23 protein-coding genes are annotated in these 26,650 nt (G+C 45.2%); 9 read left to right on the forward strand and 14 right to left on the reverse strand.

The features are described from left to right. Positions 1–129: 129 nt before the first annotated feature. From R7E78_RS12515 to R7E78_RS12525, 3 genes are read left to right on the forward strand one after another with little or no spacing between them, the layout of a single operon-like run. Positions 130–1,494 (forward strand): cytochrome ubiquinol oxidase subunit I, encoded by a 1,365-nt coding sequence (locus R7E78_RS12515; protein WP_318057923.1) that lies wholly within the window; start codon positions 130–132, stop codon positions 1,492–1,494. Positions 1,495–1,522: 28 nt separating this feature from the next. Beyond that, the gene (gene cydB / locus R7E78_RS12520; protein ID WP_318057924.1) at positions 1,523–2,530 is read left to right on the forward strand and encodes a cytochrome d ubiquinol oxidase subunit II; all 1,008 of its coding nucleotides are present in this window, start codon (positions 1,523–1,525) and stop codon (positions 2,528–2,530) included. A 20-nt stretch (positions 2,531–2,550) separates the two neighbouring features. Next, positions 2,551–2,679, forward strand: a complete 129-nt coding sequence (locus R7E78_RS12525) for a DUF2474 domain-containing protein (RefSeq protein ID WP_005373267.1) — start codon at positions 2,551–2,553, stop codon at positions 2,677–2,679. Between the two features lie 133 nt (positions 2,680–2,812). On the opposite strand, the gene R7E78_RS12530 is transcribed toward R7E78_RS12525, so the two are convergent. From R7E78_RS12530 to R7E78_RS12540, 3 genes are all read right to left on the reverse strand, one after another. Then, complete coding sequence (locus tag R7E78_RS12530) at positions 2,813–3,235, reverse strand: hypothetical protein (RefSeq protein WP_017820346.1); 423 nt, start codon at positions 3,233–3,235, stop codon at positions 2,813–2,815. A 75-nt stretch (positions 3,236–3,310) separates the two neighbouring features. Further along, the gene (gene hxpB, locus R7E78_RS12535; protein WP_053349210.1) at positions 3,311–4,036 is read right to left on the reverse strand and encodes a hexitol phosphatase HxpB; all 726 of its coding nucleotides are present in this window, start codon (positions 4,034–4,036) and stop codon (positions 3,311–3,313) included. Between the two features lie 129 nt (positions 4,037–4,165). After that, on the reverse strand, positions 4,166–5,047 hold the full coding sequence (locus R7E78_RS12540; RefSeq protein ID WP_047101317.1) for a LysR family transcriptional regulator: 882 nt from the start codon (positions 5,045–5,047) through the stop codon (positions 4,166–4,168). A gap of 97 nt (positions 5,048–5,144) precedes the next feature. Between R7E78_RS12540 and budA the strand changes: the two genes are divergently transcribed. Genes budA through R7E78_RS12555 form a run of 3 tightly spaced genes read left to right on the forward strand, consistent with a single transcriptional unit; the run spans position 5,145 to position 8,418 of the window. Next, on the forward strand, positions 5,145–5,930 hold the full coding sequence (gene budA, locus R7E78_RS12545) for an acetolactate decarboxylase (protein ID WP_242013373.1): 786 nt from the start codon (positions 5,145–5,147) through the stop codon (positions 5,928–5,930). 29 nt (positions 5,931–5,959) lie between these two features. Next, a complete protein-coding gene (gene alsS, locus R7E78_RS12550; protein WP_222716387.1) occupies positions 5,960–7,663 on the forward strand; it encodes an acetolactate synthase AlsS in 1,704 nt (567 codons plus the stop codon). Further along, positions 7,660–8,418, forward strand: coding sequence for an SDR family NAD(P)-dependent oxidoreductase (locus R7E78_RS12555; protein ID WP_054574665.1), 759 nt, complete (start codon positions 7,660–7,662; stop codon positions 8,416–8,418). The genes alsS and R7E78_RS12555 overlap by 4 nt, the downstream gene beginning before the upstream one ends. 288 nt (positions 8,419–8,706) lie before the next feature. On the opposite strand, the gene R7E78_RS12560 is transcribed toward R7E78_RS12555, so the two are convergent. The 9 genes from R7E78_RS12560 to R7E78_RS12600 all read right to left on the reverse strand — a co-directional run bounded on the left by R7E78_RS12560 (position 8,707) and on the right by R7E78_RS12600 (position 19,448). Further along, on the reverse strand, positions 8,707–9,303 hold the full coding sequence (locus R7E78_RS12560) for a methyltransferase domain-containing protein (protein WP_318057925.1): 597 nt from the start codon (positions 9,301–9,303) through the stop codon (positions 8,707–8,709). Between the two features lie 136 nt (positions 9,304–9,439). Then, a complete protein-coding gene (locus R7E78_RS12565) occupies positions 9,440–10,642 on the reverse strand; it encodes a phenylacetate--CoA ligase family protein (RefSeq protein ID WP_318057926.1) in 1,203 nt (400 codons plus the stop codon). A 9-nt stretch (positions 10,643–10,651) separates the two neighbouring features. Continuing rightward, positions 10,652–11,473 (reverse strand): ABC transporter ATP-binding protein, encoded by an 822-nt coding sequence (locus R7E78_RS12570; RefSeq protein WP_017633695.1) that lies wholly within the window; start codon positions 11,471–11,473, stop codon positions 10,652–10,654. 80 nt (positions 11,474–11,553) lie between these two features. Then, positions 11,554–12,798 (reverse strand): ABC transporter substrate-binding protein, encoded by a 1,245-nt coding sequence (locus tag R7E78_RS12575; RefSeq protein WP_005373285.1) that lies wholly within the window; start codon positions 12,796–12,798, stop codon positions 11,554–11,556. Between the two features lie 45 nt (positions 12,799–12,843). Next, positions 12,844–13,911, reverse strand: coding sequence for a branched-chain amino acid ABC transporter permease (locus R7E78_RS12580; protein ID WP_005382737.1), 1,068 nt, complete (start codon positions 13,909–13,911; stop codon positions 12,844–12,846). A gap of 11 nt (positions 13,912–13,922) precedes the next feature. Beyond that, positions 13,923–14,816: a branched-chain amino acid ABC transporter permease gene (locus R7E78_RS12585; protein ID WP_005373295.1), complete on the reverse strand. Its 894-nt coding sequence runs from the start codon at positions 14,814–14,816 to the stop codon at positions 13,923–13,925. Beyond that, positions 14,816–16,768 carry a long-chain fatty acid--CoA ligase gene (locus tag R7E78_RS12590; protein WP_170896935.1) on the reverse strand — a complete coding sequence of 651 codons (1,953 nt, stop codon included), beginning with the start codon at positions 16,766–16,768 and terminating at the stop codon, positions 14,816–14,818. The genes R7E78_RS12585 and R7E78_RS12590 overlap by 1 nt, the downstream gene beginning before the upstream one ends. Continuing rightward, the gene (locus R7E78_RS12595; protein WP_318057927.1) at positions 16,768–17,568 is read right to left on the reverse strand and encodes an ABC transporter ATP-binding protein; all 801 of its coding nucleotides are present in this window, start codon (positions 17,566–17,568) and stop codon (positions 16,768–16,770) included. The genes R7E78_RS12590 and R7E78_RS12595 overlap by 1 nt, the downstream gene beginning before the upstream one ends. A gap of 242 nt (positions 17,569–17,810) precedes the next feature. Next, complete coding sequence (locus R7E78_RS12600) at positions 17,811–19,448, reverse strand: electron transfer flavoprotein-ubiquinone oxidoreductase (RefSeq protein ID WP_054702323.1); 1,638 nt, start codon at positions 19,446–19,448, stop codon at positions 17,811–17,813. Positions 19,449–19,603: 155 nt separating this feature from the next. Between R7E78_RS12600 and R7E78_RS12605 the strand changes: the two genes are divergently transcribed. The 3 genes from R7E78_RS12605 (at position 19,604) to R7E78_RS12615 (ending at position 23,397) form a co-directional block, all read left to right on the forward strand. Then, the gene (locus tag R7E78_RS12605) at positions 19,604–20,356 is read left to right on the forward strand and encodes an electron transfer flavoprotein subunit beta/FixA family protein (RefSeq protein ID WP_318057928.1); all 753 of its coding nucleotides are present in this window, start codon (positions 19,604–19,606) and stop codon (positions 20,354–20,356) included. After that, complete coding sequence (locus tag R7E78_RS12610) at positions 20,353–21,279, forward strand: electron transfer flavoprotein subunit alpha/FixB family protein (RefSeq protein ID WP_186585401.1); 927 nt, start codon at positions 20,353–20,355, stop codon at positions 21,277–21,279. Before R7E78_RS12605 ends, R7E78_RS12610 begins: the two co-directional genes overlap by 4 nt. 87 nt (positions 21,280–21,366) lie before the next feature. Continuing rightward, positions 21,367–23,397 (forward strand): acetoacetate--CoA ligase, encoded by a 2,031-nt coding sequence (locus R7E78_RS12615; RefSeq protein WP_318057929.1) that lies wholly within the window; start codon positions 21,367–21,369, stop codon positions 23,395–23,397. A 178-nt stretch (positions 23,398–23,575) separates the two neighbouring features. On the opposite strand, the gene R7E78_RS12620 is transcribed toward R7E78_RS12615, so the two are convergent. Both R7E78_RS12620 and R7E78_RS12625 read right to left on the reverse strand, forming a co-directional pair. Continuing rightward, positions 23,576–25,126 carry an alpha-glucoside-specific PTS transporter subunit IIBC gene (locus R7E78_RS12620; RefSeq protein ID WP_318057930.1) on the reverse strand — a complete coding sequence of 517 codons (1,551 nt, stop codon included), beginning with the start codon at positions 25,124–25,126 and terminating at the stop codon, positions 23,576–23,578. A 55-nt stretch (positions 25,127–25,181) separates the two neighbouring features. Beyond that, on the reverse strand, positions 25,182–26,510 hold the full coding sequence (locus R7E78_RS12625) for a 6-phospho-alpha-glucosidase (protein ID WP_318057931.1): 1,329 nt from the start codon (positions 26,508–26,510) through the stop codon (positions 25,182–25,184). Between the last annotated feature and the right edge of the window lie 140 nt (positions 26,511–26,650).

The following is a 26,650-nucleotide window of genomic DNA, read 5'->3' on the forward strand; positions in this document are numbered from 1 at the left end:
AATTCAAAATAATAACACTTCAATATTTAATCTGTTATAGGTTTATAGTCACTGTCTGTACCTACTTCCCTCATTCCGCTCCTTTTAAAATAGCTCTCTCATAAAACTTAAAAGATCAAAGGAAGTTTAATGTTTGGCCTCGACGCATTTATGCTTGCACGGATACAGTTCGCCTTTACGGTATCCTTTCATATTATTTTCCCCGCTATCACCATAGGTTTGGCCACCTATCTCGCCGTGCTGGAAGGCTTATGGCTAAAAACACGTAATCCCGATTACCAAAAGCTCTATCACTTCTGGTCGAAAATTTTTGCGGTTAACTTTGGAATGGGTGTTGTATCTGGTCTTGTCATGGCCTATCAATTCGGCACCAACTGGAGTGGTTTCTCCGACTTCGCTGGTTCTATCACAGGCCCATTACTGACTTATGAAGTGTTAACGGCTTTCTTTCTCGAAGCCGGATTTCTTGGCGTAATGCTGTTTGGGTGGCGTCGCGTCGGCGAAAAGCTGCACTTTTTTGCAACCTCGATGGTGGCGTTAGGAACGATCATTTCGACGTTCTGGATTCTCGCCTCCAACAGTTGGATGCAAACGCCACAAGGCTATGAAATTGTCGACGGACGTGTGGTGCCAACCGACTGGTTTGCTATCGTTTTCAATCCTTCATTTCCTTATCGTTTGGCGCACATGAGCGTCGCGGCTTTCGTCAGTTCGGCACTCTTTGTAGGCGCGTCAGCCGCTTGGCATTTATTGAGAGGCAATCAATCGACTGCGGTAAAAACCATGTTTTCGATGTCGCTCGGGATCTTAGTGTTCCTTGCGCCACTCCAAGCCGTGATTGGCGATGTGCACGGGCTAAACACTCTGGAACACCAGCCCGCCAAAATCGCTGCCATCGAAGGACATTGGGATAACAGTGATGGCAAACCAACCCCATTGATATTGTTCGGCATGCCAAACATGGAACAAGAACGCACAGACTATGCCTTAGAAATTCCTGTTCTAGGAAGTTTGATCCTACGCCACAGTTTAACTGAGCCAATCCCGGCGCTGAAAGACTTCCCGAAAGAGGAACGACCGAACTCACCTACCGTCTTTTGGTCATTTCGAATCATGGTCGGGCTAGGACTTCTGATGATTTTACAGAGCTTCTACAGCATATGGTTACGAAAAAAGAACACGCTTTATACCTCGCGTTGGTTCCTCAAGTTTTCATTGTTTATGGGGCCATCTGGTCTTATCGCAATACTCGCTGGCTGGTTTACGACAGAGGTTGGTCGGCAACCTTGGGTCGTTTATGGCGTACAAAAAACGCGTGATGCGGTTTCTGCACACGGAGACCTACAAATGAGCATCAGCCTGCTGTGTTTCCTTGTTGTATACAGCTTGGTATTTGGTTTTGGTTATTACTACATGATCCACCAAATCAAGAAAGGCCCCGATGCAATCGAACACGATGAGCACGACATGACGACCGTTTCAGGTCGCATTTAGAATTTGTCACAAAGTGAAGGTAGAAAATATGCATTTTGATTTATCCGTGATTTGGTTCGCGATCATCGTTTTTGCCACTTTGATGTACATCATCATGGATGGCTTCGATTTGGGTATTGGAATACTGATGCCCTTCATCAAGGATGAAAAACAAAAAGACGTCATGGTCAACAGTGCCGCGCCAGTTTGGGATGGCAACGAAACTTGGATTGTGCTTGGAGGCGCATCTCTATTTGGCGCTTTTCCGATGGCTTACGCGGTGATTATTGAAGCGCTAACCATCCCTTTAACGTTGATGTTGATTGCTTTGATCTTTCGTGGAGTCGCATTTGAGTTTCGCTTTAAAGCATTGGAAAGCCACTTAAAGTTCTGGGATCGCTCTTTTATGGTCGGCTCGATTTTAACCACGTTTTTCCAAGGCATCGTTGTTGGCGCGGTAATTCAAGGCTTTGCGGTGGAAAACCGCGTCTTCGTAGGTAGCCAACTCGACTGGCTCAGCCCTTTTCCCATCTTTTGTGGTTTGGGTTTAGTCGCAACGTACGCGCTGCTTGGTAGCACATGGCTCATCATGAAGACGGAAGGTGAACTGCAAAACACGATGCACCGCTTCACTAACAAAACACTACTGGCGATGATCTCCGCATTAGTCATTGTGAGCGCTTGGACTCCACTTGCTTACCCTGCCATTGCGGAAAGATGGTTTTCTCTGCCTAATTTGTTCTACTTACTGCCCGTACCTGTCATTACTGGGCTGGTATGTTTGAAGATTGCCGACTCCGTTAAAAAGCGTAAAGAGCGCAGCCCTTTCGTGATGGCGTTAGTGATCGTGATTCTCGGGTTCGCTGGGCTTGGCATCAGTATCTGGCCAAATATCATTCCTCCTAGCATATCAATATGGGAAGCAGCGGCTCCTGCAAGCAGTCAGCGCTTTATGCTCGTTGGAGCAGTGATCATCATCCCGATCATTCTGGCTTACACCTTTTGGAGTTACTACGTCTTCTCCGGAAAAGTAAAAGAAGGCGAAGCGTACCATTAACGAGTTGATAAGGAGTGAGTATGAAAATCAAAAATTGGTGCCGCCAATGGGCTTGGATGGTTGGAATATGGGTCGTTAGCGTCGCTGCATTAGGGTTAGTGTCTATGTTATTTCGCGTCATGATGACCGCTGCCGGGTTAAAATCTTAGCTCGGCACTTTTAAGTCAATAAAAAATGGATGCCTCTAGATCTTGTGTAAGAGCTAGAGGCGTTGAACCTAATACTCAATCTTAATGAAAAAGCCAAGCGTTAAGAATCTACTCAAAACATTCTTTCATAAGTCTACATTGCCTGAAGTCGTTCATGCATGCTTACGAGATCAAAAGGTTCAAGCTTTTTCGCAATGCTCAGTAATGCTTCCTTTTTATCTTGCGGTAAACTTTGAAACTTCGACTCTAAACGTAAATCCACTTTGCTAAAAAGTAGCTTTCTAATTTGACTAGCTTTTGCCTTTGATAATTGCAATCCATCATTATCGGAGGTTTCAATTATCATGATAATTCTTGCTAAATCACTGAATTCATCATCAGAGCATAAATAAAGTGATTGTTTGTATAAATAGCCAACCGAAATTTCAAAATCAATATTAAGCGCTTGAATCTGACCGACAATGTTTTCACTCATATCATTTTGAGAAGCAGAGTTGATACAATCATCAAATCGCCTTTCAAATGTAACAAATCGATTATTGAGCTCGTCCAACATAGTCGTATCTTTTGCGAATGATTCTATAGGTAAAACCAATAAGAACATTGGCAGAGGTATTTTTTCAGCGACCGACTATTCACAATCAAGTCCTTCTTCTAAAAAACTTTCATGCGGTGTTGGTGCAATTGTTTCTTTCAAATTCAAGTCCATTAAACTCGCCAAATGGCTTTCATTAAACTCTGATAGCTTTTGCAGCTTTAGGCTGGCTTCATTAAACTCTTGGTAGAACTTATCAGGTTGAGGTATCACGACTGTTTTTATGTTTGCTCGTGTTGCCGCAAGCATACCCGAATAAGAGTCTTCAAAGGCAATACAGTTACTTGAATCTACACCTAGTTTATTGATTGTTAAAAGGTAGACATCTGGCTCTGGCTTACCCTGCTCTACATCGTCTGACGATGATATCGCGTCAAAGTAACTGGCAATACCGAGTTTGTTCAAAATGATGGGAATGAGTTGATAAGGTGAATTAGTAGACAACCCTATCTTAAACCCTTTTTCCTTAAGCAATTTGAGTGTTTCTGTAACACCCTCTAATTCGCATCCTTTTTCAATTATTAATGCCTCCACTTTATCCACAACAGCATTCTCTACTTCCTCTAGGCTCTTTTCTTGCCAAGGATTACGTTCATACCAAAACCTTGTTACTTCACCTGTCGTCATAGTTGCAGTCTGCTTTGACAGCACTTCGGTCACTTGGACACCAACTGATGAAAACACCTGCTTTTCCGCTTCCTTCCACAAAGGTTCTGAATCAATCAGCAACCCGTCCATATCAAAGACCGCAGCGTATATCATTGGTACATCCTCAGTAAGTTCTATTCGTTGAGTAAGATTTGTCTATTCAACCAAAGCATAGCTTTGCATATAACGAGTGAGAGTATCACATTTGCCTGTGGCTATCAGAGCCAGTTCGATGACTCATCTTTAAGCCTCAACATGACCGATGTGCATGGCTACTTTTAACGCTTGTTTATTGAGATTAGATGCCTCCCAAGCAACAACAACACGACTAGTGAGAGGGATATCATCAATCTCGGCGACTGTCGCGGAATCATCGAGATGTTCAGCCAGTGAGCGCGGTACGAGAGCGATACCTAACCCGGCCTGCGCCATGGCAATCGTCGTACGAAGTTGCGGTGCTGCGAACTGTGGTTCGAGCCTTACTCCTGCGTCGGCAAAAAGTGTGCTCATGCCATCAAACAATGCGGGTCCAGTCTCTCGTGGAAACAGTAAAATTTTATGGCCTCTCAACTGTTTCATCTGGATACAGGGATATTTTGCCAGTTCGTGGCCCGCCGGAATCACTGCGACAAACGGGTCGTTAAACAACACCTTATGCTCAAAAGGCTCACTGGCGTAACAGGGTAGCCGCATGATTGCGAGATCAAGTTGTTTGCTTTTTAACTGAGTGGCAAGCTCTGGCATTGATAGTTCCGCCGTCTGTAAATGAACCCCATTCTCTTGAATACGCCCAATCCTCTCCAATACCTTAATGCAGGTTGATGTTGACGTCGCGAACCCAATTTTAACCTGCGTATTTTCACCACGGGCAATCTGTCGGGCTTTTGCTTTAGCGCGTTCCACATCAGCAAGAATATTTACCGCATCCGTATAAAAGACTTGCCCTGCATGGGTCAGTTCTACTCCTCTAGACAAGCGCTTAAATAGGTCCACACCAAGCTCATGCTCTAACTTTTTGATTTGTTGACTTAAAGGAGGTTGCGCAATCCCTAGCTGTTCAGCTGCTCGGGTAAAGTGACGAGTCTCGGCGACCGCGACAAAATACTTCAGGTAGCGAAATTCCATATATTTTCCATATCAAAATAAATCTTTTTTATATTGGATTTAGCACCGTGTAGAAGTCAATCTAAATATACTCTTCATTGCATAACTGGTCTTACTCATGCGTGGATTTTATAACCCTCTATGTGCTTGTTCGCTTGAAGTAGCGAAAGAATTTTCTGAATACCATCACGTTACCGGAGATGGTGAGATTTATCAGACTTCGTTAATGAGTGCTTTGATAGCTGGTGTTTACGAAGGCTCAACAACCATAAAAGAACTGCTGAAACATGGGGATTTTGGTTTAGGTACGTTCAATGAATTGGATGGTGAGTTGATTGCTTTTGATAAGGAAGTTTTTCAACTCAAGTCGGATGGCTCCGCAAACCCGGCAGACCTAGCGCAAAAAACGCCCTTTGCTGTCATGACTTTTTTTAAGCCTGATATCGAGCTGCCATTGACATCGCGCATGTCACGTCATGAAGTCCATAGCCTCATAGACGACCTGGTTCCAAGCGATAACCTATTTTGCGCAGTGCGCATTGATGGTGTTTTCGATTCAGTTCGTACTCGTACCGTACCTAAACAAACACGCCCTTATCGACCAATGCTTGAAGTGGTCAAAGAACAACCAACATTCCGCTTCACGCATAAGCAAGGCGTGGTCGCCGGCTTTCGCAGTCCTAAATATACGACTGGCATCAATGTACCCGGCTATCACGAACATTTTATTACCGATGACCGCCAAGGAGGTGGTCATATACAGGATTACAGCATTTCGTCAGGATTTCTCCAGATTGGCAAAGTCTCACGGCTAGTGATTGATACCCCAGTATCGACAGACTTTCTCAGCGCCAATTTGGCTCCGGAAGATATAAATACCGCCATAGAAAAGGCGGAAAAGTAACAAAGTCAGGCAAATAATAAGGACAACAAATGCAATCCAAACCTTCAAATAAAAATGGATCTCAGTTGATCGCTCAACAGCTAGAGTCTCTCGGCATTAAGTACATATTCGGTATTCCCGGTGCAAAAATCGATCGACTGTTCGATGCGATTGAAGACACTAACATCCAAATGATTCCGGTACGTCACGAGGCTAACGGCGCATTTATGGCGGGCGTTATGGGAAGACTAACCGGCAAAGCAGGCGTCACGATGGTTACGTCAGGCCCTGGCTGTGGAAATCTAGTTACGGGGGTGGCAACAGCAAACTCCGAAGGCGATCCGCTGATTGCTATCGGTGGTGCGGTGAAACGAACTGACCAGCAAAAACAAACACACCAGAGCATGGATACCGTCAGTATTTTTCGCTCTATTACTAAGTTCAGTGCTGAAGTGCAGCATGTGGACGCCGCAAGCGAGATCATGGCGAACGCATTTCGTATCGCAGAGTCAGGTCGTCCTGGGGCTTGCTTTTTGAGTCTCCCCCAAGATGTTTTATCCGAGCAAACCCAAACGGACATTATTGTCCCCTCGCCTTACACACAGCCTGGTTGCGCTGACATCGCAGCAATCGAAGATGCGGTCAGTCGAATCAGTAAAGCAAAGCGCTGTGTGGTTTTACTTGGCCTTCACGCGAGCCGCAGTCAAAACGCTGCTGCTATCGCCCGATTTCTTCAAAATACGCAGCTACCCGTTGTCGGCACTTACCAGGCCGCCGGCACGGTAGATATCAATTACTATCATCACTTTGCTGGGCGTGTCGGTTTATTTAACAACCAACCCGGCGATGTTTTACTGCGTGATGCCGATTTAATTCTCACCATCGGCTTTAGCCCAATAGAGTATGACCCTGAGCTTTGGAACAGCCACCGCAACCCAGTGATTCACCTCGATATTGAACCGGCAGAATACCAACTTAATTATCAACCTTGTGTTGAAATCGTCGGAAACATTGCGCAGTCATTAGACAAGATGGGCAGCTATATCTCTGAATATGCTCGCCTTTCCCCAACGGCACTTTCAGTACTGGAAGAGGTAGCACTGCAACGGCAAGTGATCAAGACCTATCCCAATGTCTATCACAAGCAAGGGTTTCATCCACTGGCGCTAATTAAAGCCATGCAATCTATCATCACACCAGATACCACGCTATGCCTTGATATGGGGAGCTTCCACATCTGGATCGCTCGTTACTTAAGCTGTTTTCGAGCTCGCCAAATGCTGGTGTCTAACGGCCAACAAACGATGGGCGTTGCACTGCCATGGGCCATTGGTGCCAGCCTACTAAAACCTGGTAGCAAAGTGGTATCGATATCAGGAGACGGCGGTTTTATGCAATCGAGCATGGAGTTAGAAACCGCGGTTAGACTGAACTGCAATATCGTCCATATTGTGTGGGTTGATAACGCCTACAACATGGTAGAAATGCAAGAGATCAACAAATATCAGCGCTGCTCTGGTGTGAAATTTGGACCAATTGATTTCAAGGCGTACGCCGAATCATTTGGCGCGAAAGGCTTCGCAGTGACTAGTCAACACGAATTGCTACCGACATTGAATAAAGCCATGGACGTTGAAGGGCCAGCAGTGGTGGCTATCCCCGTAGATTACAGCGACAACGACAAACTGATGTTGCCGCGCACAGAGAAAAATCAAGATCCCGTTTTTGTAAGTTTCGAAGGAGAAATCGCATGAGAGGATTAAAAAATAAAGTCGCACTCGTGACTGGCTCTGCCAATGGCATTGGTTTGGCCATCGCAAAACGTTTGTATGAAGAAGGCGCAAACGTCGCTCTTGCCGATTGGAATGAAGAGCAGTTGGCAAACGCCGTTGAGGGCTTTGATAAACAGCGTGTGTCTGCGCATTCTATTGATGTTTCTGACCCAGAAAAAGTCGCAGCACTGATTTCTGATGTTGTTACCCGTTTCGGTAAACTGGATATTTTAGTAAACAATGCTGGCGTACATGTCCCTGGTTCCGTGATTGAAGGTAGCGTGGAAGACTGGAAGAAAATCTCTGGTGTAAACATTGATGGTGTTGTTTATTGCGCGAAGTTTGCGTTACCTGAACTCTTAAAAACGAAAGGTTGTATGGTAAATACCGCGTCCGTTTCCGGTTTGGGTGGCGACTGGGGTGCCGCATTCTATTGCGCGAGTAAAGGCGCAGTGGTGAACCTTACCCGAGCGATGGCATTGGACCATGGTGCGGAGGGCGTAAGAATTAACGCCGTATGCCCAAGCTTAGTAAAAACCAACATGACGAACGGCTGGCCGCAGGAAATCCGCGATAAATTCAATGAGCGCATTGCGCTTGGCCGAGCAGCCGAACCTGAAGAAATTGCGTCTGTCGTGACTTTCTTGGCAAGTGATGACGCATCTTTCATTAATGGCGTAAACCTACCTGTAGACGGCGGTGCCACCGCATCAGATGGTCAACCTAAAATAGTATAAGCATGAAATAGACAGATCAGTAAGAGACGTTCTACTACCTTTCGGATCGATGCTGATCTGTCGCTTTACGCTCTGAGCACATAACCCGTGCCAGCAATAAACTCAACCACTCAACCGCTGTTAGAGATATCTCAACAACTTAAAACCAGCAACGAGAAATTAATTTTTCACACAAACCGACAAACTATGTGAGCATTCCATCAGGCATAGAGTAAAGACTTATGTATCAGCGATTCACAAAGAACCAGAAAGTTTCCGCGAATACTTCTTCAAAAAGATTAAAAGCGACTAACGTTTCTGCCACACCATCCATTGTTCTCTGCCTTTAAAAACCTCAACACTGTTTGCCACCACTGAGGATTCCACAAGCTTAAACGCCGGTTCTAGATAACCCTCCAACTCCCCACTTCGCAAACAAAATGGAGGGAAGCGAGAGTGGTAATCATCATCTATAACGAAATAACCAATTAACAAACCGTCTCTTGGCAGCAATTTATCCACCATAGCAAAGTATTCTGACCACATGTCTCTCGGTAGTGCTGCGAGAAAGGCCCGCTCGTAAATGACATCAAACGAGTGAGAAAAATCGGCATTAAATACATCACCCAATACGACTTTATCTTTGTAGTTACCTAACGTTGATTGCGCCATTTTTACCGCTTCTTGGCTGTAATCCATCGCGATCACGTCATGCCCATATTGAATAAAAGTGCTCAGTTCATAAGCGGCACCACACCCAGGAATAAACACTGACTGGCCTACATGAAGTGAATTGTCGAGATAGTCCTTGAGTTCTTGAGGTGTCGATTGGGCATCCCAAGGCATAGTGCCTCGGATAAACAAATCATCCCAGAATTGTGTGTTAATCATTGGTGCCTGTTTCATTTACCCGCTCCCTGATTGCGGTAGTAAAAAATAAAGGGATACGCAGCGCAATGTGGTATCCCTTTTCTAGCCTTTTGTCTGACGTTGTTAGTTTTTTATGACAACCACTTTCTACTGCACTTATGCCACCAATGAGTTAACTGCGAAGATCATTGATTAACGGCTGCTCCGCTTGGTTCGGTACAAACTGGACATTGCCTTTCAGTTTAGTGACAGACTGGAGTGTTGCTTGAATGTCCTCTGCTGATACATGCACATCATGACAACAGAAAGTAATGGCATCGTTGAAGCCATCGCGCTCAATTTTCAAGGAGCCTTTAATATCGTGGCGACGACAGACTTCTTGGATTTGATGCGGATAAACAAACAGCCCTTTTACTTTCACCGCGGAGTCTGCTCGTCCCATCCAGCCCTTAATTCGTGCATTCGTGCGTGAAGAATCAGAACTTGTCTCTAGATATGCCGATAAATCTCCCGTTGCGTAGCGAATCAGCGGGAACTTCTCATCGAGCGACGTTACAACGACTTCACCGACTTCTCCCGGTTGTACAGGAACACCATCAGGATCAACGATTTCAACAATAATATCTTCGGCAATCACTAATCCTTGTTCACCAGACACTTGATAAGCAATCAAACCAAGCTCTGCACTTGCGTAGGCTTGAAAGACTGCAATGCCTTTTTCCTCAAACATCTGTTGCATGTCTGCTGTAACCGCTTCACCAGAGACCAGAGCTTTCTCAAAGCTAGGCAGCTCATTGTATTTCTCTTGGTACTTTTGTAGCAACGTCAGCAAATACGAAGGTGTACCAGTGTAACCATTAGGTTGAAGCTGTTTAATTGCCTCTATTTGCGCTTCGGTATTGCCTACTCCAGCCGGAAATACCGCACAGCCACAAGCCCTTGCGCCACCATCCATAATAAATCCGCCAGGAGAGAAATGGTAAGAGAGCGTGTTATGCACTAAATCACCCGCACAGAACCCAGCAGCGTGAAACGCGCGCCCCATACGCCAGAAATCGGCCTCATCCGTTTGAGCCTCATACAACGGCCCAGGAGATTGGAATACGCGCGCCATTTGACCAATGGCAACGCTATTTAAGCCACCAAACGGCGGTTTAAGTTGCTGCTGATTAGGTACATTGAACTTACGTGTAATCGGGAACTGAGCAAGCCCTTCACGATTGTTTGCCAATGTAGGATCTAACTCAGAAAAATGCGCTGCGTAATGTTCGCTATTGGCTTTCGAATTCTCAATCAGTGCTGGCAAACGTTGAAACAGCGACTCTTCTCGCGCCTGTAGAGACAACGATTCTTTCGCATCAAATAGTTCGTTCATCCTTGCTCCTTACAACCAACGCTTACGACGTTTGTAAGATTTCAGATTCTTAAAGCTCTTGCGATCTTCATCGCCGCCGCCAAGGTAGAATTCTTTTACGTCTTCATTGTTTAGCAATTCGTGCTTGCTGCCATCTAGTACGATTTTGCCTGATTCCATGATGTAACCGTAATCGGCCGCTTGAAGAGCGAAGTTGGCATTCTGTTCAACCAAAAGCATGGTAATACCTTGCTCTTTGTTGATCTTGTTAATAATGCTGAATACTTCTTTAACTAGCAGTGGAGAAAGCCCCATAGACGGTTCGTCCAACAAAATCATCTTCGGTCGAGCCATTAACGCTCGGCCAATCGCTAACATTTGTTGCTCACCGCCAGACAAATAGCCCGCCAGGCCAGTGCGCTCTTTGAGTCGCGGGAAATAGTCAAACACCATTTCGATGTCTTGTTCAACTTCGTTGTCAGAGCGTGTATAAGCGCCTAAGCGAAGATTTTCTATTACCGTCATATCTTCAACAATTCGGCGCCCTTCCATAACTTGGAAGATGCCCGAACGGACGATCTCTTCCGGGCTTTTGTTGTCTATACGCTCGCCCATGAAGTTGATTTCGCCGCGCGTCACTTCACCATCTTCGGTTTTCAACAAACCAGAAATGGCTTTCAACGTTGTGGATTTACCCGCACCGTTGGCGCCCAGTAAGGTCACAATCTGCCCTTTTGGAACTTCTAAACTCACACCGCGAAGTACTAGTATTACTTCGTCGTAGACGACTTCAATGTTGTTCACTGAAAGCAGTATTTCTGCCGGTTCGATATTCGTTGCTAATTCAGCCATCAAGCTACTCCTTGCTAGGGTGAGAGTGTTCTCTCGCCCATCCTTATTTTCAGTAAGCTTTGTTATTAATAAGTCGTAGATTAGTAACCTAGCCAATCGTCACGACGTGACAATGTCACCTGAGATACTTTCTTAATATCAACTGCGCCGCCATCGTTGTTGCCCATAAAGACGTTCACGGTTGTTGTGCCTCGGTGATCTTCCGGTTTCCAGTTCGCAGGGACACAAACACCTTCTAAGCCTTGTGGTACCCAGTTGTCATGGACATACATGCCCTTCTTGATGTTTTCACCTGTGATACCACCGTTGTCTTTCGCCCACTCCATTGCTTCTTTCATATAGAACGCAGAACAAATACCGCGAATGTAATGGTGAGTTCTGAATTCGCCCGGCTCTGATTCAGACTGCTTAGAAATCTCACGGACCAGTTTCATGCCTTCATTATCATCTCCCCAAAACGCTGTCATACCTGGGAAAACGTAATCTTTAAGGCCATCGCCTGCTGCTTCAAGCACTGGCTTATCGCCGCCCCAAATGTTTGCCATGTACTGGAACTCTGTCCCAACCGTGTTACAAGACTTCACTAGTGAGATAACCGAGCTACCGATATTAGCAATGTAACCGTAGTTGGTGCCTGACTCTTTCAGCGACAAACATTGCGCTTTGAAGTCCCCTGGTTTTAGTGACACAACGACTGGGTTTTGCACATCAAAACCAAGTTCTTTGGCGTACTCTGCACACGCTTCTTTTGGCGCATTCGGGAATGGATGGTTATCGCCAATGTGCGTAAATTTCGGCGCACCTTGATTGCCCTTAGATTCCCAATCTTCTTTCGCCCACTTAACTAGCGCACGGCACGCATCTGAGTACGACGCACCATAAAAGAAATTATAAGGCGCTGGTTTCGCGGTTTTTGGGTTTTTGCCAGTTGGGTCAGTTAAGTGACCAGAGTAAGAAGCAGAGAACACCGGCACTTTGTCTTTGGTAACAAACGAAATAAGTGCTTCGGTATCCGCCGTACCCCAGCCTTGCAGCGCAACCATGTCTTTACGCGCCACCCAACGTTTATAGTTAGAAATCGCCACTGGTACTTTGTACGCCATGTCTACTGTTTCAAATTCGAGCTCGGTACCGTTAATGCCACCGTTTTGGTTAATCCAACGCAATGCGTCTCGCACGCCAGAACCATAAGGCTTGCTCACATAGGCCGTTGGTCCAGAAAAATCGACTAATTGTCCGACAAACACAGAATCTTTTGCCCAAGTTGCGGTAGTAAACAGTGCAGATGACAGCACCAACGTTGTCGCTAAATGTCCTTTGTTCATAACTCGTTGTCCTTGTTATTGAGGTATATTCCACTTAATTCCACGTTAATATGAGAACGGATAGTGTTTCCAATATGCTCGAATCTGTTGCCAGCGATGCGATAATCCTTGAGGTTCGAAAATGAGGAACAGCATGATGACTAAACCAATCGCCATTTCTTTGAAGTAAGCCAGACCATCAGTGAAAGCGGTGGTATCACCAAACGCTGAAAGCCCCGTTACGCCAAACTCTAAAACTTCAGGCAGCAGTACGATAAATATCGTCCCCATCAGCGTACCTTTGACTGAGCCTAAGCCACCAATGATGATCATGGCCAAAAACTGGATAGACATCATGATGGTGAAGCCTTCTGCTGATACAAACCCTAGATAATGTCCGTAGAGTGCGCCCCCGATGCCTGCATAGAATGCACACACTCCAAATGAGAGCAGACGATACTTGGTTAGGTTGATGCCCATGATCTCTGCTGACAGATAGTGATCTCGTACTGAGACAAACGCGCGACCGTCACGAGAACGGATTAAGTTTGATGCCCACATATACATGAAGATCAGCGCAAACAGAGCGATGTAGAAGAAGCTTTCGTCAGTCGTAAACTCAAAGCCAAACAAATTAATTGGGTTCGCGCTAGCACCGTATGAGCCGCCACTGAACCAATCTGCGCGAGCAAAGAAGTCCTCTAGAATAAACTGCGCCGCCAACGTTGCGATAGCTAGGTATAAACCTTTAATTCGAGCAGCTGGCAGACCAAACAGCATCCCCACAATCATGGTTAAGTAACCCGCGAGCGGAATCGCAAACACGACTGGAATGTTAAACTGGTTATTTAGCCAAGCCGATGCAAAGGCGCCAAAGCCAAAGAACGCACCGTGACCTAGCGAGATTTGTCCGGTAAAACCAACCAGAATGTTTAAGCCCAATGCCGCGATACCGAGGTATGCAATCTGAATAAACAGGTTTAGGAAGTAAATATCCAAGACCAGCGGTGCTGCCAGCATGGCGATGACACCAGCAATCGCAAGGCTTCTGATGGTTTTGGTTTCAAAAATTGGCGTATCGCTTTTGTATGTGGTTCGAAAATCCCCACATGGGCGCATGCTAAGTTGAGCCATGTTATTTCTCCTTAAATACGCTCAATATCTTTGGTACCAAACAGGCCATATGGCTTGAAGGCAAGAATGATTAACAGCACATAGAATGGTGCGATGTTGTACAGGTTACCCACTTGCAGGTATTGGCTATCAAAAAACTCAGCCAAGTTTTCTAGCACCCCGATGGTAATACCACCGACAATTGCGCCGACCACCGAATCTAAGCCACCTAAAATAACGGCTGGGAAAACTTTGATACCAATAATGGATAGCGCGTCAGATACGCCGTTAACGATACCGATAACAATCCCTGCTGTTGCAGATACCATTGCCGAAATGGCCCAACTGATGGCGAACACTTTCTTGATGGAAATGCCAAGACTCTGGGCTACTTGCTGGTTGAATGCCGTTGCGCGCATTGCCAGACCCATTTTGCTGAATTTGAAGAACCAGTAGAACGCGCCCATGATGAGCATTGAGAAGATCAAGCTCAGAATGTAAGCAAACTCAACATTCAAACCTCCGATATTCACCACGTTGGTTTCGAACACTTGCGGGTACGAAACAGCCGAGACGCCGAATATCCACTTCATCAGCGCTTGGAAAAACATCGATAGACCAATGGTCACCATGATCACAGAGATAATCGGTTCACCAATCAACGGTCTGAGCACAATGGTTTGCACGGCGATACCAAAAATCATCATGAACGCGAGCGTGAGTAAAAAGCCGATAAAAAACGGTAACTGTAGGTGTACCAATGCCGCCCAACATACCCATGCGCCAATCAACAAGAACTCACCCTGAGCAAAGTTGACCACCTGGGTCGATTTGTAAATCAATACAAAGCACATGGCGACAACGCCATACAACATGCCAACGATCACGCCATTAATGACGAGTTGCAGTAATAAATCCGTATTCACTATGCGATCCTCCGTTGTTCGCTATCCACTAGTGTTGGCTCATGCTCAATAAGCGTTTCAATAACTAGCGACGTTTGAATGCGTGTTTTGGTGCCATCTTGATAAGTGATCACTGTATCGACATCGACTTTTGGATCGTCGCTGTAGATGGTTTCGATGATGTCTCCGTATTTCTCTGCAACCACACCACGGCGTACTTTACGTGTGCGAGTTAGCTCTCCATCGTCGGCATCCAGCTCTTTGTAAAGTAGAATGAATTTGCTGATCTTCTGTGCATCCGGTAGGGATTCGTTCACTTTTTGAACTTCTTCACGAATCGCTTGGTACACTTCTGGTTGAGCAGATAAGTTGGTGTAGTTGGTAAATGCCAAGCCGCGTTGCTCTGCCCACTTCGCGACGATCGCATAGCGAATACAGATGATGGCAGACAGCCAAGGTCGACCTTTACCTACCACCACGGCTTCTGCAATAAACGGCGAGAACTTGAGTTTGTTTTCGATAAACTGTGGCGAATAACGGTCGCCATGGCTGGTTTCCGACATATCTTTCAGACGATCAATCACCACCAAGTGACCGGAATCTTTAAAATAGCCCGCATCGCCTGTGTGCATCCAACCATCTTGAACATCTTCATCATATGCTGCTTGGTTGTTTAAGTAGCCAGTAAACATGCCTGTACTTTTCGCGATGATTTCACCAACGCCATTGCTGTCCGGGTTGATGACTTTCACTTCTGCATTATCAAACGCAACACCAACGGAATCGTAATCCACATCATCCGCTTGGTGCACGGTGTATGCGCCACACATTTCGGTCTGACCATAAAGCTGCTTAAGTGGCACACCAATAGCTTGTAGGTAACGGAAAGTATCCGGTCCCATCGCCGCACCGCCGGTTGCCGCAGATGTCAGGTTCGAAAACCCTAAACGGTCACGCAGAGCACGCAGAAGAATCCATTCAGCCAACTTAGAGCGTTTACCCTGCTCCAGCGCTTTGTTGGCTAATCTCATGCCCAGTTTGTACATCTTTTGCTTAAACGGTGTCGAATCCATCATTCGTGCAGACACGTCTGCCACAATGTTTTCCCACACACGTGGCGCTAACAGCACAAAGTTTGGACCGATTTCACGCAAGTCGGACATCATGGTTTCTTGTTCTTCCACAAAGTTAACGATTTGACGAGAAATCAACGCCTGACCAACCACGTAAACCTGCTCCATAATCCAAGGCAAAGGCAGAACAGAAACGTAGTTGTCGCCTGGGGAACGAGGGTCTGCACGCAAGTAAGCCGCACAGTGATCCAAGAACGTGCCACTGTGTAGCTGAGCCAATTTTGGTTTAGAAGTCGTACCCGACGTAGTACAAAGAATTGAAAGATCGCTGCCTTTGGTTTCAACAACCATATTGAGATATTTGTCTGGGTCCGCTTTATCAATCAGCTGACCTTTTTTGTAGACCTGTTCAACATCAATTAATCTTGGATCATCGTATTTACGCATTCCACGAGGATCGCAGTAAATAATGTATTCAACGCTAGGAATTTCATCACCAAGCTCAAGCAGCTTGTCGCATTGCTCTTCATCTTCGGCAATCACGACTTTTGCTTTTGCATAGTTGATAAGGTACGCCACCTCTTCGTGCATAGAATCTTGATAGATGCCCAGCGAGAAACCTTTGATCGCATGTGCCGCTAACTCGCCCCATACCCATTCAGGGCGGTTATCACCTAGCAAACCAACGACATCTTGCTCACCAATACCCAAATCTCGTAGTGCCAGTGCCATCCACTTGACGCGGTTTTCATAATCCTTCCAAGTGAACTCTCGCCATATACCAAACTCCTTTTCACGCATTGCGACTTGTTCGGGCCAGTTCTTGGCATTGTGTTGCAACACTTTTGGAAAGGTATCTAAGCGGGTTATATCTGCCCAATCATTATGTTGCTGTGCCATTATGCACTCTCCTCTAATGTCGGTAACTCTTCGCCTAAGTACGCTTGTTTCACATGTGGGTTGGCCATCACTTCTTCAGGCTCACCCGTAGCAATGTGTTTACCGAAATCCAAAACCAAAACGCGATTAGAGATGTCCATGACCACGCCCATGTCGTGCTCAATCATGATGATCGTGATATCTAATTCTTCATTCAGATCCATGATGTAACGTGCCATGTCTTCCTTTTCTTCCAAGTTCATACCTGCCATTGGTTCATCAAGCAGCAGTAACTTAGGTTTTAAGGCAATGGCACGAGCAAGCTCTACACGCTTACGTAAGCCGTAAGATAGCGTGCCTGCAGTCGCTTTTCGGATGTGCTGGATTTCTAGAAAATCGATCACGTCTTCCACATATTTGCGGTGCGCCATCTCTTCTTTCTGCGCATTGGAGAACCAATAGAGTGGCCCCGTGACGAAGTTATTTTTCAGTAGGTGGTGTCGGCCAACCATGATGTTGTCCAGTACCGACATATGAGAAAAGAGCGCTAAGTTTTGGAAGGTTCTTCCCAGCCCTAACTCAGCTCGTTGGCTTGGTGTACGTTTAGTTACGTCATCTCCAGCGAAGATTACAGAGCCTTTGTTTGGTGTGTATCGACCAGAGATGCAATTGAGCATTGAGGTTTTACCTGCACCGTTTGGACCAATGATTGAAAAAATTTCCTTTTCATTCACATGGAAGCTCACGTCAGTTAAAGCTTTCACCCCACCAAAAGCCAATGAAATATCGTTTGCCTGCAACAGAGGCGATTCCGATACCATAGTTGATCTCCCTTTCGTTATTTTAAGTGCGTTCCATTGAGCACTATTTGATCAAACCTAACTTTGATACTGGTAACCGCTTTTACACCTATGCATCAACTTTGTATTCAGTTTACGTAAACGTCAATTTAAAATCAGAATAGTGCCTGAAAGATTAAGTTGCAATCGAGTTCATCGAGAAAGATTTGAACTAACGCAAACTTTAAGTAAATAAATTGTTAATAAAAATTATTCTCAAACGCTTACATATTTGGATAGTTCGGACCACCACCACCTTCTGGCGGAGTCCAGGTAATATTTTGACTTGGATCTTTGATGTCGCAGGTCTTACAGTGGATACAGTTGGCCGCATTTATTTGCAGCTCTGGCTGCTGCTCCCCCTGTACGATTTCATACACGCCAGCCGGACAATAGCGCTGTGCTGGCTCTGCATATAATTCAAGGTTCTGCTCAATAGGGATCCGCTGGTTCTCCAGTCGTAAGTGGCATGGTTGATCTTCCTCATGGAAGATATTGGATAGATAAACAGAAGAGAGGCGATCGAAACTTAACACGCCATCAGGCTTCGGATAGACAATTTCATTGCTGTTTTCCGCCAATAACAGAGACTGATGATCAGGCTTATCACAGCGGATATGCCACTTAGCTTTGCCTTTTAATACGTTATGTTCCAGCAGCGCTAAACCACCGCCCAGCCACGATCCAAAGCGGTGAATACCACTTGAGAAGTTACGTGCTTGATAAAGCTCTTCATACAGCCAAGACTGTTTGAAATGCTTTTGATAATCAGCAGTAACTGACTGACTCTCAAGGGCTTCACATACTGCTTCAGCGGCAAGCATTCCAGATTTCATTGCGGTGTGTATGCCTTTGATTTTAGAGCCGTTAAGTGTTCCAGCATCGCATCCAATTAATAAACCACCAGCAAACTGCTGCGTGGGAAGCGAATGAAAGCCGCCCTTGGTAATCGCTCTCGCGCCATAGCTAATACGCTTCCCATTTTTGAGGTATTGCTCAATCAACGGGTGGTGTTTAAAACGTTGAAACTCATCAAATGGACTCAAGTGCGGATTCTTATAATTCAAGTCAACAATCAACCCGACGGCAACTTGGTTTCCCTCTAAATGGTAGAGATAACTGCCACCTGTAGCTTCATTTGATAACGGCCAACCTAATCCGTGCACTACTAAACCTTGCTGATGCTGCTCTGATGGGATTTCCCACAGCTCTTTAAAACCGATAGCGTAGTGTTGAGGCGTTTTCTCTTCAGCAAGATTAAATCGGTTAATCAACTGCTTACCAATATGCCCCCGTGCGCCTTCAGCAAATAAAGTAAACTTCGCTCGTAGTTCAATACCAGGTTCGAAATTTCCTTTTTGTTCACCATTTTTATCTAATCCCATATCGCCCGTGATCACGCCACAAACACGACTATCTTCATCGATGATCGCTTGACTGGCGGTAAAACCTGGGTAGACCTCCACCCCCAAGTTCTCAGCCTGCAACGCCATCCATCGGCATAGACTGCCCAAACTTATGATGTAATTACCTTTGTTATGTAACGTATTAGGCACCGCCCAAGAAGGCAGTTCATGACCATTGATGTCATTGCCTAGATAGTAGGTTTTATCTTGGTTTACTTTGGTATTGAGCGGCGCGCCTTTCTCTTCCCAGTCGGGAAAAAGCTCATCCAAACTCCGCGTTTCAAACACCGCACCCGATAAAATATGCGCTCCAACTTCAGAACCTTTTTCTACCACGCAAACAGAGAGGTCTTGTTTTTTTTCTGCTGCTAATTGTTTGATTCGGCATGCCGCAGACAAACCTGCGGGACCAGCGCCTACAATCAGAACATCAAATTCCATGCAGTCTCTTTCCATGATTGCATTCCTTTTTCTTTGCATGTTGCCAACTTGTTAATCAACAATATATTTAAAGTTGACGCAAACGTAAAGGTAAATTAACATCATTTTAAAGACGTCATCACATCGTCTTCACTGTAAACACATAGTCTTCACTGTAAAAGGAATCTAACGTGAAAATACTAGTGCCAATCAAAAGGGTCATTGATCCCTACGTTAAAGTTCGCGTGAAAGCGGACCATAGCGATGTTGAAACCAATAACGTCAAGATGACGATTAATCCATTTTGCGAAATAGCCGTTGAAGAAGCCGTACGACTAAAGGAGCAAGGTATTGCAGATGAAGTCATCGTTGTCAGTGCCGGCGGTAGCCAGTGTCAGGAGCAACTACGTACTGCGCTTGCGTTAGGTGTCGATCGCGCTATTCATATCGATACTGAAGACAAAATAGAGCCATTGGTCGTCGCTAAGCTGCTCAAAGCTCTGGTTGAGCAAGAACAAGCACAGCTTGTGATTACGGGTAAACAATCCATTGATACTGACAACAACCAAGTGGCTCAGATGCTGGCCGCCCTACTTGACTGGCCTCAAGCAACTTTCGCTTCCGACGTGAAGATTGAAGATCAAAAAGTTCAGGTCGTGAGAGAAGTGGACGGCGGCTTGATGACGGTCACGATGAACTTACCTGCGGTGATCAGTACTGACTTACGCCTGAATGAACCGCGTTTTGCCTCTTTGCCTAATATCATGAAAGCTAAGCGCAAGCCGTTAGATACCATCACACCTGACAGTCTGGGTGTTGAAGTGGTATTTAGCCAAACCATTCAAGAAATCACACCGCCAGCGCAAAGAAAAGGTGGCATCAAGGTTGAATCTGTCTCAGAGCTTCTCGATAAGCTGCGTAACGAAGCGAAGGTGATTTCATGAAGAACTTAATCATAGCAGAGCATGACAATAACCAATTGCATGCGGACACACTCAAAGTGGTTAATGCAGCAAAACAAGTCAGCCAAGACAATGTTTTGATCGTAGTGGGCCACCAGTGTGAAGAAGTCGCTCAGCAAGCTTGTCGCGTTGATGGTATATCAAACGTAATTTGTGTCGATGATGAGCAACTTAAGCATCAATTTGCCGAGAGTATCGCACCTACTGTAGTGAGTATTGCTGAAGGTTTTGACGCAATCTGGGCTAGCTCATCATCAAAAGGGAAAGATCTTGCACCGCGAGTAGCAGCGAAGTTCGGCGTTGGGCAAATTTCCGATATTGTCCAAGTTATCGATGAAAACACTTTTGTCCGCCCTATTTACGCAGGAAACGCATTTGCCAAAGTGACCACCAGCGACAAGGTTCGCGTCATCACCGTGCGCGCGTCTGCGTTTGAGCCGGTTACTTGTCACAACCAAGCTGATATTAAGCATCAGCAGGTAACTATCTCAGCTCCAATGGTTGAATTGGTTTCTGTCGATAAAACCGTGTCAGAGCGCCCTGAATTAAGCGCGGCAGAGGTGGTTGTGTCAGGTGGACGCGGGGTCGGTAGCAAAGAGAACTTCGCGTTGATCGAACAAGTGGCCGATAAACTAGGTGCTGCCATTGGCGCTTCTCGCGCGGCGGTTGATGCCGGGTTTGTTGCCAACGACTTACAAGTGGGTCAAACCGGTAAAATCGTTGCACCTAAGCTTTATATAGCGGTTGGGATTTCCGGTGCCATCCAGCATCTTGCAGGTATGAAGGAATCCAAAGTGATTGTCGCGATCAACAAAGATCCAGAATCTCCTATCTTTGAAGTTGCCGACTATGGATTGGTTGGTGATTTATTTGAGGTACTACCTCAGCTTGCCGAACAACTTTAAACGATCAGTTAAGGGGCGAACACTGCTATGTTCGCCCCTTTATTTTGTTTTTGGTCATATTCAAAAGAATTGAAATTAGAGGGACCTATGCCAAATTCTGCACCTATTTGGTCACCATCTGCTGAGCGCGTCAGCAATAGCAACTTATTACGGTTCATCGAAAAGGTTAATAAAGACAAAGCCGAAGGTACCGTAATCAACAATTACACGTCTCTACACCAGTGGTCCATTGAGCACAATGATGAATTTTGGCGACATACTTGGCAGTTTTGCAACGTAATCGGAGATATAGGTTCGCAAATCAAGAGCCTTGGCAGTCCCAAATGGACACAAACAGGTTCTAATCATCACCATGTAAATAGAGACACAGTATGGTTTGCTGACGCCACGCTGAACTACGCAGAGAACCTCCTATCTCAGGCTGAGCAATCACCAGAGCGTGAGTTTATTGTTTTTAGCAATGAAAGCGGTGAACACCGACAACTCACCGGTAAACAGTTGCTTGAACAAGTTTCTGCCATTCAACAATGGCTACTCAATTGTGGTGTCGGTAAAGGCGATGTCGTTGCGGGTTATTTGCCCTACCTTCCTGAAACCGTTATTGCCATGCTGGCCACCACCAGTCTTGGTGCCATTTGGACTTCAACCTCTCCTGATTTTGGTATCGATAGCGTCGTAGAGCGTTTTGGTCAGGTCAAACCGAAAGTTCTTTTTTGCTGTGATGGCTACCAGTTCGGAGGCAAAGCTTTCGATATGACGGACAAGAACACCACTCTTAGTAGTAAGTTAAGCAGTGCCTCCGAAGAGACTACTATTAGCGTATGCCAAATCGAATATTTACAAAACGCTGAGAGTGCTAGCACTTCTGAGTTTGTTTCTTGGTCCGATATTACTCACCACTTTTCTCCACAATCAATTCAATATCAACCAACGCTGTTTAATGACCCGTTGTTCATTTTGTATTCTTCTGGTACAACAGGTCAACCTAAGTGTATTGTCCATTCCGCAGGCGGTACCTTGCTCAATCACCTCAAAGAACATCAACTGCATTGCGACATCAAATCGCAAGACAAGGTTTTCTACTACACAACATGTGGTTGGATGATGTGGAACTGGCATGTTTCCGCTCTTGCGAGTGGTGCAACCTTAGTGATTTACGACGGTAGTCCGGTTTATCCTGATCACTCCGTCTTATGGCGATTAGCAGAAGAACATAACGTGTCGCTGTTTGGTACTTCAGCGAAATACTTAGAGGCACTGGAGCATGCGAACTGCTCTCCAAAACTAGAACATAACTTGAAGTCACTCAAAACTCTGTGCTCAACTGGTTCGGTTCTTTACCCAGAACAATTTAATTATGTCTATCAGCACATCAAGCAGGACTTGCATCTCGCTTCTATCGCTGGCGGCACAGATATTTGCGGATGCTTTGTACTTGGAAACCCTATTTCACCAGTTTACAAAGGTGAATGCCAAGGCTCAGGGCTGGGAATCGACGCACGTGTTCTAGAGGATGATGGACATACTATTACGCAAAAACGCGGCGAACTGACTTGTAATAACTCGCTACCTAACTTCCCTATTGGCTTCTGGCACGACAACGGCGAATGTTATCACAACGCTTATTGGAGCAAGTTTACCGATATCTGGCACCATGGCGACGATGTGATGCAAACCGAACATGGCGGCTTTATTTTTTATGGCCGTAGTGACGCAACCTTAAATCCAGGCGGCGTACGAATCGGTACCGCTGAAATCTACCAGCAAGTGAACGCGTTACCCGAGGTTGAAGACTCCATCGCTGTCGGCAAGTTAAACCAGCAGTCTGAAGAAATCTGGTTACTAGTAAAACTCGCTCACAATGTCGAGTTAACCCAACAACTCACCGATTCAATTCGCCAAACATTGAAAACAAAATGTTCACCGCGCCATGTCCCACGACAAATTTTTGCTATCAGTGATATTCCTAAAACGCGCTCAGGCAAATTGGTTGAGCTAGCAGTGAAACAATTGGCAAACGGACAAGCTGTAAAAAACATTGGTGCTATTGCTAACCCAGAAGTGCTGGAAGAAATTAAAACGCTTTTCAACATAGAAAGTGGCGCCACTATCACTTAGAGACTCAACAAGTCTTCCAACAATACAGACGGGTATAACCTAACTGTATTTTTAGCTCGCTCGATAACCCCTCCCCACTTTCGTGGAAACTGCGCGAAATATGCTTCATGTACACAAAAAAGGTGAGATAATTCTATCTCACCTTTGAGCCATATGAGCTGGAGCATTAGTTTGGGGGTTAAGCTTTTATCAGTTGGCTCATATCTTCGCGAACTTGTGGCACCGTTAAACCAACGATGATTTGAAGGCTCTCTTGATTTCTAACAATATTCACCGCTCCGTGCTGTGTGAAAAATGCGTTCTCCTTTACAAGAGAGACATCTTTAACTTTAACACGCAGACGCGTCGCGCAATTAGTTAACAAGTCAATGTTTTCTTTTCCACCCAAACCTTCAATAAAGGCACTAGCTTGTGACGGACTTGCGCTACTGTTATGGACCGCTTTCGCTTCTTTGTAGTCAGCTTTGGAATACAACTTACTATCTGCACCTTCACGTCCCGGAGTAAGTATGTTGTATTTTAAAATAAGCGCGCGAAACGTAACAAAGTAAACACCAGTAAACATGAGACCAATAATAATCTGAATCACGTATGTTCCTGCATGGTTACCAGCCAAAGGCAACCAGTTTTGGAAAATGAAGTCTATCAAGCCAGTCTGAAAGTTACCGGAAACACCAAACATAAAGGCGATCGTTGCCATTGTCGCAGATAACAACGCATGCAAAGCAAACAGCGCAGGTGCGATAAATAAGAATGTAAACTCTATTGGTTCGGTTATCCCTGTAAGAATTGCTGTGATTGCGGCTCCGAGCACTAACCCCATCACCATCTTTTTATTTTCTTTTTTCGCAACTGAATAGAGTGCTAGTGCGATACCCGTACAACCAAACACTTTACCCATTCCCGTCAACATCAAACCACCCTGAGGAAATTGTGTCGTTAAACTTTCCGAGCTCTGGGCGAATGTCTGTATATTTTGAATCCAATAGGCAACCGTTCCGCCATCGACTGCAACTGGCCCATAAAAAACGGGACCATATACGAAATGATGCAACCCCGTTGGTATCATGATTCGCTCTAAAAACGTAAATAGCCATACCCCTAACGATCCAGCAGAAACCAAAAATGATTGCAGATTGTTAATACCATGCTGAATACTTGGCCAAGTCAAACAAGTTAGAATTGCCATCACGACCATAATGGGGAAACTAATGATCACAACCAATGGCGTTCCGCCAAATACAGCCGCCCAATCCGGTAGCTTTTTATCAAAGAATCGGTTGTGAACCCAAACAGAGAGACTTGCAGTTAAAATGGCACCTAGTAAGTTGGTATCAAGCGTTAGAATGCCACCAACTTCAGTCAAACCTCGCTCACCTTCCGTATAGTTCACGCCCAGTTCTGGTCCCCAAAATTGAAGGATTCCACCAATAACGTAGTTAAACGTAATGTAGGAAACGAGTGTTGCAAGTACAGCGCGACCAGATGCTTTTTTAGCTAAAGCGATAGGTAACCCAACGGCAAAAATAAGTGCCATATTTTTAAATACAGCGAGAGATGCCTGTAAAATGATCGTCGAGACTTTAACCCAAGCACTCCCCTCTAGTGCCCAAGGAAACACTTCTTGATTTAACAGCACAACAGAGAAACCCAATAACATGCCCGCTGCTGGAAATAATAGAACGGGAACAAACATCGCGGCTCCGAACCTTTGAATAATGTCTTTCATATAAACCTCTTGTTTCATTCACGGAGCCTACAAGTAGGCCCCGAACGTCCAGTTGTTATTGAAAAAATTGAGGAAGGTAGGCTTTATTTTCTTCTAGTAATTGTTTTGTTATTTCTTTAGCTTTTGGCACATTAACCACGGTACGGTTAAGTGTGAGTGCATTAATCAGCTTTTGCTGACTTCCTTCGTACCAAGCATCCACAACTAATTTCTCGTAACCAAGTTGGCTCTCAATCATGGCTTTTTGGAAGGTTGGGATTTTTCCTACAGTAAAAGCTTTCGGTCCATCACTAGTTAGCGCAGCTGGAACTTCTACCATGGCGTCATTTTGTAAATTTGTAATAGCACCATTATTCGGTACGATGACGAGATACACATCGCTCAAGTTGTAGGCTAGCGAAGCCGCGACTCTCACCATGTATCGACCATGGATATCGGCATGCAGTGTTTCGTGCTTCGTGGTGCCCGCTTCAATTATTCTTGCGTTCAATTCAAACACTCGTTTCTCACGGCCGTTAATTACCTGCCTTGCGCGAGTATTATTGATATCCTCTTTCGCTACCATTTTTTCAGGGTACAAATAGTATTGAAGATACGTATTCGGCAAAAACTCTGGATTATCAGCAAGCATTGTTCTCATGTTTTTGAATGTGGCTTGCCACGATGGGTCATCCGCTATTTCCGCATCAACCGCACTGATCCCTTCTTTTAGGATGATATTTTTAATTTTATCCGTTAAGTCTTCACCCTGTTTATTACGAATTTTGGTAAACCAGCCATAGTGATTAAGCCCAAAATATTCAGGAACAAAGTCCCAAATTTCACACCCTAACAATTGCGCATAGCTGACCATAATCGCTGCTGGCATATCACAAATATTTAGAATTCGCTTATCATGCGGAAATTCACGATTTAAAGCTTCAGCGACAATTGCCGCCGGGTTGGTGTAATTAAGAATCCACGCATCTGGACACGTTTGTCGGATCTCGTTCACTAGCTGGATCATATCGCCGATAGAGCGAAGCCCATATGCCATTCCTCCCGCGCCACATGTCTCTTGCCCAACACAAGAGTTGGATAGCGGGATTTGTTCATCGCGCTCGCGCATGGCCAACCCACCAGTGCGGATCTGGATAAAGAAAAAGTCCGAATCTGCGAATGCGACAGATTTATCCGTTGTATAAACAAACTCTTCAACTTCTGGATAGTGTTCTCGCAATAGAATTTCAGTAGCTAATGCATTCGATTCTTGGCGTTTCTCATCTATGTCGTAAAACGCGACTTTTGCGAGTGGAAAGTTATCTTTTTCGGCAATAAGGCTGTTCATCATACCAAGTGTGTATGTACTGCCAGCACCAACAATCGTTAATTTTTGACGTTTCATTTCGCTACCTCAAATGTTTATCCTGCAAATGTATAAAATAAGTATTAATACTTTTATGATACATTTAAAGTGTAAGCACATAGATACGAGATAAAAATCACACAAAGATCCTAAGGAAAAGTATTAACTACATCTCAGAT

The organism is Vibrio sp. YT-19(2023) (assembly GCF_033337395.1).